Below are 11,989 nucleotides of genomic sequence, written 5' to 3'. Positions count from 1 at the left end.
AAAAAACGTCTGACAAAAAAATTAGTCAGACGTTTTTAAATTGTATTATTCTACTACTACGTTTATTGGGATTTCGTCGATTGTACCAAAGTACCAATCAATTTCGTCTCCAGCTTCTAAAGTTTGAGAAATAACACCAAGTTGTGCATATTCACCATTGTATACGTAAGTCCAAGTATTACCAACACTATAGTCATTTTCGTAACCTTCGATAGCATCAACGACACCTTCTGTTTCATTGAAGTTGAATGTAATATCTTCGTTAGACTCTAAAGCTTCTAAAACGCTTAAGCCTTCTGCATCTTCCACTGAGAATTCTGCAATAGGCGCTTCTTCTCCAGCTACGTAGAATGCAAATGTAGCAGCTGTTTCGCTAGCTTCTTCTGTATCTTCAGTGTCAGATTGCCCTTCTTCAGTTGTAGCTTCGCCATTGTCTGTACCTTCAGTATCTGTCTCTTCTGAAGCTTGTTCTTCACCAGATTCTTCAGCACCTTCTGTTTGCTCTTCACCAGATACATCTTCAGTTGATACTTGTTCCACTGATTCAGCTGGCGCACTTTCTACAGGTTGCTCTTCAGGTGTACTTTGACACGCTACTAGTAGCAATGCTAAAGTAGGTAGAGTAATTAATTTGATAAATTTTTTCATAAAACTGCCTCCTTACGTTAATATGTTATAGGTATAAATTATCAATAAATAGCCTTAAAGTCAAATGATTCGCAGTTTTGACACACTTTGTTTATAATTGGCATAATTAGAATTAAAAATGAATATTTTAAGAAGTACAAGGAGATATATATAATGTCACACTATATTACACAATCTGCCGAAGAAACAAAAAAATTGGCGGGAGATTTAGCACAAATAATTGAACTAGGTAAAGTGATTAGCTTGAAGGGGAATCTCGGAAGTGGGAAGACAACGTTTTCTCAAGGGTTTGCTAAAGCTTTAGGTATCAAACGAGCGGTTAAAAGTCCAACTTATACCATTGTAAAACAATATCCACTGGATGAAGAAGGAAGATTTTTTAATCATATTGATGCATATCGACTTGAAGAAGGTGGAGCCGATTCGATTGACTTGGAAAGTTTTATCGACAATGATACGATTACGTTAATAGAATGGGCAGAGTTCGTTATTGACTATATGCCTGATTCTTATTTAGAAATTGAGCTATTGTCGATTGAACAAGAAGAACGAAAAATTCAAGTGCGAACAGTAGGCAATGACGAATACTACGAACAATTAATGAAAGAATGGACTCAGAACTGGAAAGGATTGTGATTGTATGGTTAATTACAACAAATACGTACATGAAGCAGAGGACGAGCCAATCGAAACGATCATTAGAGTAGCAGAACCAATAGATGCTAAGGCAATACTTGGCTTATTGAGACATGTAGGGAAAGATACGCCGTACTTGTCAGTTGGACCAGAAGGTGCCAATATGAAGGTGGATCAACAAATTGATTTGATTACTAGATACAATGAATCCACAAATAACATCATGTTAGTGGCTGAATCAGATGATCAGATTGTTGGAATGGCCACAGTAGCAGTTATAGATAATAACCGACAAAGTCATGTCGCTGAAATTGGTGTAAGTATTATTAAAGAATACTGGGGATACGGTATCGGTTCTATACTAACTGAGGAAATGATTCAATTTGCAAGTTATGCAGATATTAAAGTTTTAACTTTAGAAGTAGTCACACAAAACAAACGTGCGATTAAGTTATATGAGAAGTTTGGCTTTAATATTGTCGGAACACTATCTAAACGACTTAAAAGTGAATACCATTATTATGATACTTATACTATGGAACGATTGATTGATTGAGAATAGTTTACTTTCTCATCATAGATTTACTTTACATTTTATATAGAATTAATTAGAATAGGTAAGTATTGATTATGAAAGAAAGGTCGAGTTATGGACTATAAGCTATTAGAAGAAGCTCATCCTAATTTAAATATAAAATTTAACCACGCACTGTCAGATTACAGTTATACTAAAACTGGCGGCGAATCAGATGTTATTGCATTTCCAACATCAAAAGAAGAAGTGAAACAAATTATTGACTGGGCAAACGAATATGATGCCCCGTTAACAATACTCGGTAACCTAAGTAATCTAATCGTCAGAGACGGTGGAATACGCGGTATCGTCATGATTTTAACAGATATGAATGCAATCTCAGTTGATGGTAATTATATTTATGCAGAAAGCGGAGCGGGGATTATTGAAGTAAGCCGTTCAGCCTATCGCCATTCACTTACAGGACTAGAGTTCGCGTGTGGAATTCCGGGTAGTGTTGGAGGCGCAGTATTTATGAATGCTGGTGCATATGAAGGTGAGATAACAGATATTAATGTGAAGATTGAGGCAATCAATCGCGACGGGCAATTTTTAACATATACGAATGAAGACGCAGAATTTGCGTATCGCTATAGCATTTTTCAAGAAAATGATAATATTATTTTAGGTGTATCATTTGAGCTTCAACCTGGAGATCAAGTTGCAATTAAAGAAAAGATGGATCATTTGACTGAATTACGTGAAGCAAAACAACCTTTAGAGTACCCATCATGTGGAAGTGTATTTAAACGTCCAGTAGGTTACTTTACAGGAAAGTTAATTCAAGATGCTGGTTTACAAGGACACCGAATTGGTGGCGCAGAGATATCTCGAAAACATGCTGGATTTATTATTAACGTAGGTGGCGCAACAGCGACAGATTACGTCGAAATGATTGAGTATATTAAAGAGACAATCTGGAATCTAAATTCAGTTAAACTTGAAACAGAAGTCCGTATTATTGGACACGAAGCTGAATAATTGAATGAAACGAATCCAACCCAACACATTCTGAATAAGAATTGGTTGGGTTGTTTTTTTATAAAAAAATACGCTATAGTGTAATAATAATTTCAAATGACATATAATAGAAGGTAACGTTTACAAATAATAATAAACACAATGGAGGCTAATTATTATGCAAGATAGAAATGTGTATATATTATCAATCAATAGAACAGCAGTCGGGAGTTTTCTTGGTACTTTATCCGATTTATCACCGGTAGAAATCGGAACACAATTACTTGAAAAAATGCTTGAAGAACATACAGTAGTTAAAGAAAATGTGGATGAAGTGATTATAGGTAATGTCTTGAGTGCTGGACATGGTCAAAATGTAGCTCGTCAAATCTCTGTTAATGCTGGGATATCTATTGATGTGCCTGCTTATGGTGTTAATATGTTGTGTGGGAGTGGTTTGAAAGCAATTAATGAAGCATATAATCACGTAAAGTTAGGCGATGCGGATTGTGTCATTGCTGGTGGCGTTGAATCCATGAGCCAAGCGAAATTTACAACATCAGGAAACGTAAGAAAAGGTAATAAAATGGGAGCATTTTCTTTAGAAGATACAATGTTAACAGATGGTTTAACAGATGCTTTTTCAAATATTCATATGGGAATCACCGCTGAGAATGTTGCAGCGAAGTTTGATATTACACGCGAAGAGCAAGATACTTTCGCAATGAATTCGCAAGAGAAAGCAAGAAAAGCTCAAAAAGAAGGTAAGTTTAAAGACGAGATAATTCCTATTACAGTTCGTCAACGCCGACAAGAAGTTGTTTTCGAAGAAGATGAGTATATTAATCACACAACGACATATGATAAGCTTAGCTCACTGCGTCCAGCTTTTGATAAAGAAGGATCGGTAACGGCGGGAAATGCATCAGGTATTAATGACGGTGCATCATTTGCCTTCGTTGTATCAGAAGATTTTGTGACGAAACATGATCTAAAACCACTGGTTGAAATTTTAGGTTTTGGACAAAGTGGGGTTGACCCAAATATTATGGGAATCGGTCCAGTTAAAGCAATTAATCAGTTAATGACTAAAATTGATTTTAGACTAGATGAATTTGATGTTATTGAATTAAATGAAGCATTTGCTTCACAATCTATCGGTGTAATGCGCGAACTCGTTAAGCACTCTGACTTAACATATGAAGAGTTAGCTACTAAAGTGAATCCTAACGGAGGTGCGATAGCAATAGGGCATCCAATTGGTGCATCTGGAGCTAGAGTCAGTACAACGTTAGTTCACGAAATGAAGCGTTCTGGAGCTGATTACGGCTTAGCCTCATTATGTGTTGGGGGTGGAATGGGAATTAGTATGGCTGTTAAGAATGTGTGATTACTCAACCAAACAAGGAGGATAACGATGGCAAATATATTAACTTTAAATTTAGTCGTTTCAAGTGCAACAAAAGCACTTACGTTTTATGAAAAAGTGTTTGATGGTGTTCGTTTAGATGTTTATGAGTTTACTGAAGCAATTGCAAATAATGAAGCGAATGTAAGGGTAGGCAATGTCGATTTACGGCTCATCGATGAGAATGCAGCCTTTGAATGTTTTCCACCTAAGCAAGGTGAAGTAGATTCTATTTGGCTACAAATGGAAGTTGAAGATGTGGAAGTCACACTGAAAAAAGCGATCGACAACGGTGCTAAAGTTACTCAAGAACCCGATGTGTTTATGGGAACAAAACACGCAGAAATCGTAGATCCATTTGGCTACACTTGGACAATAAATCAAGTTATAGAAGTAATATCATTTGAAGAACGGTATGAAACATATAAAAATATGATTTCAGAGTAAATTTAAAATGCTAAGCAATTATGCTTAGCATTTTTTTGTTGGGAAATTTTAGAAATCAACTTGCTTTTAATTTGTTCGATTGTGTTTAAGTTAGACAAACTTAAACGTTATTGAACAAGATAGAATTCAAGTTTAATCAACTCAAACTTTATCTCAATGTATTCAGTTTAAGTTTACTCATAGTATAATCACCAATCATAAACCGTTGGTATTACAGTCTTTATACACGTTTTTAAAAAGATTAATTTTCGTGTAAATAAGTGTGTCTTACTTAGAAACCATATGCTATAATTTCATCTCGAAAGAACTATTTTCTTTCAAATCGGTTTCAAAGGAGTCAATAATGACAAAAAATTATGCAGAGGAGAATGTGCATATGGTAAAACAAGGTTATAGTGTTGAATTGCATGGTGTAACAAAATCATTCGATGATACACAAGTGTTAAAGTCCATTGATATGGAATTAGAGAAAGGTAAGTTTTATACCTTACTTGGCCCTTCAGGGTGTGGTAAAACTACTATTTTGCGAATTATCGCAGGATTTACGAAAGCTACATCTGGGCAAGTATTGATTGATGGTAACGAAGTGACTAAGGTTGCTGCAAATCAAAGGAAGGTTAACACTGTATTTCAAGATTATGCACTTTTCCCGCATATGAATATCTTTGATAATATCGCTTTTGGCTTATCAGTTAAAAAAGTCGACAAAGCAACGATTAAGAAGAAAGTAGCAGAGATGTTACGGTTAGTGCGGTTAGAAGGGTTTGATGAGCGCTACATTGATGCTTTGTCAGGTGGACAAAAGCAGCGTGTAGCAATAGCAAGAGCTTTAATAAATGAACCCGACGTTCTTTTATTAGACGAACCCTTATCGGCATTAGATTTAAAATTAAGAACAGAGATGCAATATGAATTACGAGAATTACAAAGACGTTTAGGAATCACATTCGTATTTGTCACACATGATCAAGAAGAGGCGCTAGCGATGTCTGATTGGATCTATGTATTAAATAACGGAGAAATCGTTCAATCAGGAACGCCAGTTGATATATATGATGAACCGATTAACCGCTATGTTGCTGATTTTATTGGTGAGAGTAATATTGTTGAAGCGCGAATGATTGAGGATTATCGAGTTGAATTTGTCGGTCACTTATTTGAATGTGAAGACGGTGGAATTCCGCGTGGCGAAGCTGTAGAAGTGGTTATTCGTCCAGAAGATATAGAAATTACAGCACCTGAAGACGGTCAAATTGTTGCTAGAGTTGATACACAATTATTCCGTGGTGTGTTTAACGAAGTGATTGCTTTTGATGAAGACCAAAATAGTTGGATGATTCATACGACTAAAAAAGTTGAAACGGGATCACGGATTGGACTTCAATTCGGACCAAGTGATATTCATGTTATGCGATTCAATGAATCGGAAGAAGATTTCGATGCGCGTCTAGAACAGTATGAAGACTAGAGGTAGGATAATGAATACGAAAAAACATCATTTATTAGCAATACCGTATTACTTGTGGATTGTTTTATTTGTTATCGCACCGATACTTTTATTATTATATCAATCTTTTTTTGACCTCGCGGGTCAGTTTACCTTTGGTAATTATATTCATTATTTTACGAACAGAAACTATTTAATTATGACAGTGAGTTCTTTTTTATATGCGTTCTTAGTGACTTTAGTGACAATTATTATTGCCTATCCAATGGCTTATTTCCTATCAAAAACAAAACGTAAAGATTTATGGTTATTACTAATTATTTTACCAACATGGATTAACCTGCTTCTTAAAATTTATGCGTTTATTGGGATTTTAAGCCAAACAGGTCCGATCAATACATTCTTAATGAATATAGGCTTTGACTCCCAACAAATGTTATTTACGAATGCAGCATTTTTATTAGTTGCGGCTTATATTGAATTGCCATTTATGCTTTTACCTATCTTCAACTCAATTGATGAGATTCCAAATTCATTGATTGAGGCAAGCACAGACTTAGGTTCAAGTGAATGGATTACCGTTCGTCGAGTGATCATGCCACTTTCAATGCGTGGTGTGAGAAGTGGTGTACAAGCAGTGTTTATCCCGTCACTGTCATTATTCATGTTAACGCGTTTGATTGGTGGGAACCGAGTCATTACTTTGGGGACTGCCGTAGAGCAACATTTCTTAGTCACACAAAACTGGGGAATGGGAGCAACAATTGGTGTTGTTCTAATGGTATCGATGGTTTTAGTGATGTATCTTACTCGTAGCCGAAATGATCAAGGGGGTGTAGGTAATGACTAATTGTAAATTCAAATGGTCAAACCTTTATATAATCGCAGTTTTCATTATATTGTACCTACCTATCGGTTATTTAATTGCATACTCATTCAATAGCGGAGGAGATATGTCAAACTTTACTGGTTTCACGTTTGAACATTACCATACCTTATTTTCTGATAAGCGCTTATTGTCATTTATTATGAATACCTTTATTATCGCGTTACTTTCAGCAACACTTGCAACTGCAATAGGTACTTTTGGTGCCATAGCAATATATTATGCTCGCTTGAATAGTCAGCGTCAGACTTTGTTAAATATGAATAATGTTTTGATGGTTACACCGGATGTTATGATGGGTGCGAGTTTCTTAATATTATTTTCAAGTTTATTACCGTTACGCCTAGGCTTTTGGAGTGTATTACTTGCTCACGTTGCTTTTAGTATTCCAATTGTAGTTTTAATGGTTTTACCGCGGTTATATGAGATGAATCCCAATATGATTACTGCTGCCCAAGATTTAGGGGCAACACATTGGCAAATATTATCACGTGTTGTTATCCCAAGTATTGTACGAGGCATAGTGTCAGGATTTTTCATGGCATTCACATACTCTTTAGATGACTTTGCAGTGACGTTCTTTGTAACTGGAAACGGCTTTAGTACAGTCTCCATTGAAGTGTATTCAAGAGCACGAACTGGAATCAGCTTAGAGATTAATGCACTAAGTACCTTGATGTTTGTCCTAGCTTTAGGTTTAGTGTTTGGATATTACCAAATTCAAATGAGTGATCAAAGAAAATCACGAAAGCAAGCCGGTAATAAAGTAGGTGGGCTACGATGAAACAATTAATCACAATGTTAATAGGCATATTATTAATTGTTGCGGTGTTGTTTGGTTTCAGACATCAATTAGAAAGTAGCTTAGGTCTGACAGATGGTAATACAATTGTCTTTTACAATTGGGGTGATTACATAGACCCTGAGTTACTCACACAGTTTGAAGAAGAAACAGGTTATTCGGTCATTTACGAAACCTTTGATTCGAATGAAGCAATGGTGACTAAAATTGAGCAAGGTGGAACTAGCTATGATGTTGCTGTGCCGAGTGAATATATGATTGAACAAATGATTGAAGGAAACTTACTACAAGAGATTGATCATTCATTACTACCTAACTTAAAAAATATTAACCCACGATTTTTAGATTTAGAATTTGATCCGAATAATCGGTTTTCAATTCCTTATTTCTGGGGGACATTAGGTATTATCTACAATACAAACTATGTAGAAGCACATGAAGTGGAGCAGTGGGATGATCTTTGGAATCCTAAGTTTCGTAATAATATTATGATTTATGATGGAGCGAGAGAAGTGTTAGGTATTGGTCTGCAATCGCTAGGCTATTCACTGAATGAAACGGATAGCGCTAGACTAAGAGAAGCGACAGATAAGATGAAGACATTGATGCCTAATATTCTGGCTTTAGTTGCAGATGAGATGAAGATGCATCTAGGTAACGAAGAAGCGACAATCGGAGTAACATTCTCTGGAGAAGCATCGATGGCGATCTGGGAGAATCCAGAATTAGCTTATATACTGCCAGAAGAAGGATCAAACTTATGGTTTGATAATATTGTTATTCCCCATAATGCTCAAAATATTGAAGGGGCTCATGCACTAATTGACTTCTTACTGAGACCTGAAGTTGCAGCCCAAAATGCAGATTACGTTGGGTATTCAACTCCTAACGAATCCGCAATAGCACTTATGGATCCAGAAGTAACTTCTGACGAGGCGTTCTATCCAAGTGAAGAAACAATTGATAAACTTGAAGTATATCGAGGACTAGGCCAAGAGAAGTTAATTGAGTACAATGATTTATTTTTGGAAGTAAAGATTGAACCAAGAGATTAATAGATAATTATTTTATAAAGTGGTTTTTTATAAACGTGAGTATGAGTCCTCAATTGTTTATTAAAAGCCACTTTTCTACGTTTTAATATGATTGTAATCTAATAGACCAATATTTACATAAAATTTACAAGAAACTAGCATTAAATTTATATTCACTTGTTATGATAGAGATATCATAAAAGGGGGATGAAATTATGGTATTACTAGATAAAATTAATATTGATATAACAAGGAGGGATTATACCAAATCTTCATCCTTTATCATTGAGCGGTTTGTTGTACCAGACAACTTGGAAGGGGTCTTACTTTCAATTAATATGACTTATGATTATATTAATCTCGTATTAGTTTACGATAGTTGTTATAATTTAAGAGCAGAAACAACGCAAATGCATGAAGAACGCTTAATAAAAATCCATGAAAAAGAACTCAATACAAGTAGTGATGCCAAACATGGATTGATTCCTGAAGGGGAATGGATTATAGCTTTTGAAATAGATAGCAGTAAGGATTTACCAGAATCCAAACCCATATGTACGGTTGAAGTTAAGGCATTATAAAAATGAAAAAGAATGCGATTATTCATAAAAATATCGCGACTAAAGCATAAAAAGAGGTTCGGAAACGAACCTCTTTATTTAAATTGTGTATAATCTCAAATTATGTTCCTATAGAAAGTAACGTAATGCTTTTATATTTAGTGGAAATCCGTTACTATAAGGGGTAGTTATTTTGTCTAAGTTCTTTTTACAATAGAAAACCCTCTAAAGTAGCGAGTTTTCCGCTTAATAGAAGAGGCTTAGGAAAATTATACTTCTGAATATTAACGCATTAAATAATATTAAAGTATGGAAAGAAGGATAATGAATGAAACGATTATTACAGCAGTTCTTTAATTTTGCTGTTGTCGGTGGGATTTCGACGCTGATAGATTTTGTAGTATTGTATATTATCTATGAAATACTTGGTATAAATTACTTAATAGGGACGGCTATCGCATTCATCGTTGCCACTATGTTTAATTACTGGGCAAGTATGCGATATATTTTTGTTAGTAAGTACGATAAAAGTCAACGTGGTAAAGAGTTCACGATATTTTTAGTATTAAGTATCATCGGTTTAATTCTAACGCAATTACTCATGGTTGTTTTTGTGGAATGGTTTGGCTTGGCGGTCATGATATCAAAAATATTCGTTACAGGTTTTGTGATGGTGTTTAATTTTGTATCACGTAAAATTTTATTGGATGAATCCAGTGAAGAACAACCAATTTATTCAGTTGAGACTAAAGAAATTGTAGTAGAGGAGGCTAATCACTATGACAAATAATATTATGACAATCGTAGTACCTTCTTATAACGAAGAAGAGACACTTGAAATATTTATGAACGCGATTTTAGAAACACAAAAGAAATTACCATCGGTTTTTATTGAAACGCTATTCGTCAATGATGGGTCTCGAGATAAAACACTTGAAGTTATTAAGCAACTCGCTATTAAATATCCTGATCGTGTGAGTTATATATCTTTCTCAAGAAACTTTGGAAAAGAAGCAGGTATTATTGCTGGATTAGAGCATGCTCAAGGAGAATGGGTAGCATTAATGGATGCTGATTTACAAGATCCACCTGAGATGCTTTTAGAGATGCACCGCTTGATCACTGAAGAAGATTATGATGTAGTTGGAACGAAAAGGGTGAATCGAGATGGTGAACCACCAGTCAGATCGTTCTTTGCGAATATGTACTATAAGTTAAATAATCTTATCTCTGATGTAAAGTTAGAAGAAGGTGTACGGGATTACCGCTTAATGAAACGAGAAGTGGTAGAAGCGGTCTTAAGCTTACCAGAGCGTAACCGTTTCTCTAAAGGAATCTTTAGCTGGGTCGGTTATAAAGTGAAGTATCTAGATTACTATAATGTAGAACGAAGTGCTGGAGATTCATCTTGGTCGTTTCTTCAACTCATCAATTATGCTTTTGATGGTTTTATTAGTTTTTCAGATGCACCATTAACCTTTGCCAGTATGCTAGGTTTAGTTATATTCATCCTTTCAAGTATTTATGGGGTATATATCATTGTGAAGACAATGATATTAGGTGTAGTCACACCAGGATGGCCTAGTCTGGCAGTTCTAATAGTTGGTATGGGAGGACTTCATCTTTTCTGTTTAGGAATTGTTGGTAAGTATGTCGCAAAAATCTTTAACGAGACAAAGCGTCGTCCACTCTATATCGTAAAGGAAGTACATAAACGAGATGACAAGTAATTATAAAGTAGTGAAAACCGTCTAAGAATCCAACGCAAATTGCGTAGATACTTAGACGGTTTTCTATTTGTGTTAATTACCGCTCAATGCATGTGCTGCCCATTCCGCATTAATTAAATGGAATTGACCTTTTTCAGATGTAGATACAACTTTTTTGTATTTATCTTTAGCAAAGGTATGTAAGTTATCACTAAAATCAACTAACAGTTGTTCATTAGCCGTAATGTACATAATCTTTGGTTCTTTATTTTTCATGTAGAAAAAGCGTGATTTCACTTCTTCGTTGGGTCTTTCTTTAGCAAATAGTCCATCAGTCAATAACTTAACAATCTCGACTTCACGGTCATTATAACCATTGTCGAATAATTGAATTTTTTCAACTAAATCTGGATGATGCGTAACAATACGTAACTCATAATCTGAAAGGTTTACTTTCTCATCTCGTGCAACGTTTTCTAATAAGGTACTTAGTTGATCTTGTTTCTTTCTTAAGTTAGGAATCAAAAAGACCATAAATTTGTTCTTTGGATCATGATATAGAAAATCTGTTTCAATTTGTCGGCGTGCACCACAGTCACTACATTCAAAAAATTGCAATTGACCATTTAATAAATCTTTTTTTAAGTTGGGTTGCAAAATAGAATTTACGCGAGTTTCAACCTCTTGTGAGGCAGGTGTTTGACAGACAGGACATTTAATTTTAACTACTTGTTTCATCGAATCCTCCTAGAAGCTGTTCTATTAATTTAAACAATATATTCATTATAACAAAATTAGATAATTTATACGATATCTAAGGTAACAAGTATTAATGAATATGCTATAATTTACTTGGTAGGGCTACCAAAGCGAAGCAG

Annotated in this window: 14 protein-coding genes; 12 read left to right on the top strand and 2 right to left on the bottom strand. The window is 35.1% G+C overall.

The features are described 5' to 3' along the window. Positions 1-45: 45 nt before the first annotated feature. Positions 46-648, bottom strand: coding sequence for a DUF4430 domain-containing protein (locus tag HYQ40_04120; protein MBZ6526951.1), 603 nt, complete (start codon positions 646-648; stop codon positions 46-48). Positions 649-801: 153 nt separating this feature from the next. On the opposite strand from HYQ40_04120, the gene tsaE reads away from it, so the two are divergent. From tsaE to HYQ40_04060, 12 genes are all read left to right on the top strand, one after another. Next, the gene (gene tsaE / locus HYQ40_04115; GenBank protein MBZ6526950.1) at positions 802-1,284 is read left to right on the top strand and encodes a tRNA (adenosine(37)-N6)-threonylcarbamoyltransferase complex ATPase subunit type 1 TsaE; all 483 of its coding nucleotides are present in this window, start codon (positions 802-804) and stop codon (positions 1,282-1,284) included. A gap of 4 nt (positions 1,285-1,288) precedes the next feature. Beyond that, complete coding sequence (locus tag HYQ40_04110) at positions 1,289-1,840, top strand: GNAT family N-acetyltransferase (protein MBZ6526949.1); 552 nt, start codon at positions 1,289-1,291, stop codon at positions 1,838-1,840. Positions 1,841-1,933: 93 nt separating this feature from the next. Further along, positions 1,934-2,839: a UDP-N-acetylmuramate dehydrogenase gene (murB, locus tag HYQ40_04105; GenBank protein MBZ6526948.1), complete on the top strand. Its 906-nt coding sequence runs from the start codon at positions 1,934-1,936 to the stop codon at positions 2,837-2,839. 157 nt (positions 2,840-2,996) lie between these two features. Beyond that, entirely contained in the window at positions 2,997-4,208 is a 1,212-nt protein-coding gene (locus HYQ40_04100) for an acetyl-CoA C-acetyltransferase (GenBank protein ID MBZ6526947.1), read from the top strand. Positions 4,209-4,235: 27 nt separating this feature from the next. Then, positions 4,236-4,673 carry a VOC family protein gene (locus HYQ40_04095; protein ID MBZ6526946.1) on the top strand — a complete coding sequence of 146 codons (438 nt, stop codon included), beginning with the start codon at positions 4,236-4,238 and terminating at the stop codon, positions 4,671-4,673. Between the two features lie 376 nt (positions 4,674-5,049). Next, positions 5,050-6,141 carry an ABC transporter ATP-binding protein gene (locus HYQ40_04090; GenBank protein ID MBZ6526945.1) on the top strand — a complete coding sequence of 364 codons (1,092 nt, stop codon included), beginning with the start codon at positions 5,050-5,052 and terminating at the stop codon, positions 6,139-6,141. Between the two features lie 10 nt (positions 6,142-6,151). After that, on the top strand, positions 6,152-6,970 hold the full coding sequence (locus HYQ40_04085; protein ID MBZ6526944.1) for an ABC transporter permease: 819 nt from the start codon (positions 6,152-6,154) through the stop codon (positions 6,968-6,970). Beyond that, on the top strand, positions 6,963-7,790 hold the full coding sequence (locus HYQ40_04080; protein MBZ6526943.1) for an ABC transporter permease: 828 nt from the start codon (positions 6,963-6,965) through the stop codon (positions 7,788-7,790). Before HYQ40_04085 ends, HYQ40_04080 begins: the two co-directional genes overlap by 8 nt. Continuing rightward, a complete protein-coding gene (locus tag HYQ40_04075; GenBank protein ID MBZ6526942.1) occupies positions 7,787-8,863 on the top strand; it encodes an ABC transporter substrate-binding protein in 1,077 nt (358 codons plus the stop codon). The genes HYQ40_04080 and HYQ40_04075 overlap by 4 nt, the downstream gene beginning before the upstream one ends. A 194-nt stretch (positions 8,864-9,057) precedes the next feature. Continuing rightward, the gene (locus HYQ40_04070; protein ID MBZ6526941.1) at positions 9,058-9,423 is read left to right on the top strand and encodes a hypothetical protein; all 366 of its coding nucleotides are present in this window, start codon (positions 9,058-9,060) and stop codon (positions 9,421-9,423) included. 307 nt (positions 9,424-9,730) lie between these two features. Continuing rightward, entirely contained in the window at positions 9,731-10,192 is a 462-nt protein-coding gene (locus tag HYQ40_04065; protein ID MBZ6526940.1) for a GtrA family protein, read from the top strand. Continuing rightward, the gene (locus tag HYQ40_04060; protein MBZ6526939.1) at positions 10,182-11,132 is read left to right on the top strand and encodes a glycosyltransferase family 2 protein; all 951 of its coding nucleotides are present in this window, start codon (positions 10,182-10,184) and stop codon (positions 11,130-11,132) included. Before HYQ40_04065 ends, HYQ40_04060 begins: the two co-directional genes overlap by 11 nt. 72 nt (positions 11,133-11,204) lie before the next feature. Here the strand turns inward: HYQ40_04060 and HYQ40_04055 are convergent, their stop codons facing one another. Beyond that, positions 11,205-11,849, bottom strand: a complete 645-nt coding sequence (locus tag HYQ40_04055) for a CpXC domain-containing protein (protein MBZ6526938.1) — start codon at positions 11,847-11,849, stop codon at positions 11,205-11,207. Positions 11,850-11,989: the final 140 nt, after the last annotated feature.

The organism is Aerococcaceae bacterium DSM 111021 (genome assembly GCA_020112395.1).
Lineage (GTDB): Bacteria > Bacillota > Bacilli > Lactobacillales > Aerococcaceae > Ruoffia.
This window is presented reverse-complemented; position numbering and strand designations above follow the sequence as displayed.

Coding starts and splice junctions, on each gene's coding strand:
- HYQ40_04065 (MBZ6526940.1), top strand. CDS start 9,731: ATGAAACGATTATTACAGCAGTTCTTTAATTTTGCTGTTGTCGGTGGG.
- HYQ40_04075 (MBZ6526942.1), top strand. CDS start 7,787: ATGAAACAATTAATCACAATGTTAATAGGCATATTATTAATTGTTGCG.
- HYQ40_04055 (MBZ6526938.1), bottom strand. CDS start 11,849: ATGAAACAAGTAGTTAAAATTAAATGTCCTGTCTGTCAAACACCTGCC.
- HYQ40_04080 (MBZ6526943.1), top strand. CDS start 6,963: ATGACTAATTGTAAATTCAAATGGTCAAACCTTTATATAATCGCAGTT.
- HYQ40_04095 (MBZ6526946.1), top strand. CDS start 4,236: ATGGCAAATATATTAACTTTAAATTTAGTCGTTTCAAGTGCAACAAAA.
- murB (MBZ6526948.1), top strand. CDS start 1,934: ATGGACTATAAGCTATTAGAAGAAGCTCATCCTAATTTAAATATAAAA.
- HYQ40_04060 (MBZ6526939.1), top strand. CDS start 10,182: ATGACAAATAATATTATGACAATCGTAGTACCTTCTTATAACGAAGAA.
- HYQ40_04110 (MBZ6526949.1), top strand. CDS start 1,289: ATGGTTAATTACAACAAATACGTACATGAAGCAGAGGACGAGCCAATC.
- HYQ40_04085 (MBZ6526944.1), top strand. CDS start 6,152: ATGAATACGAAAAAACATCATTTATTAGCAATACCGTATTACTTGTGG.
- HYQ40_04070 (MBZ6526941.1), top strand. CDS start 9,058: ATGGTATTACTAGATAAAATTAATATTGATATAACAAGGAGGGATTAT.
- tsaE (MBZ6526950.1), top strand. CDS start 802: ATGTCACACTATATTACACAATCTGCCGAAGAAACAAAAAAATTGGCG.
- HYQ40_04090 (MBZ6526945.1), top strand. CDS start 5,050: ATGGTAAAACAAGGTTATAGTGTTGAATTGCATGGTGTAACAAAATCA.
- HYQ40_04120 (MBZ6526951.1), bottom strand. CDS start 648: ATGAAAAAATTTATCAAATTAATTACTCTACCTACTTTAGCATTGCTA.
- HYQ40_04100 (MBZ6526947.1), top strand. CDS start 2,997: ATGCAAGATAGAAATGTGTATATATTATCAATCAATAGAACAGCAGTC.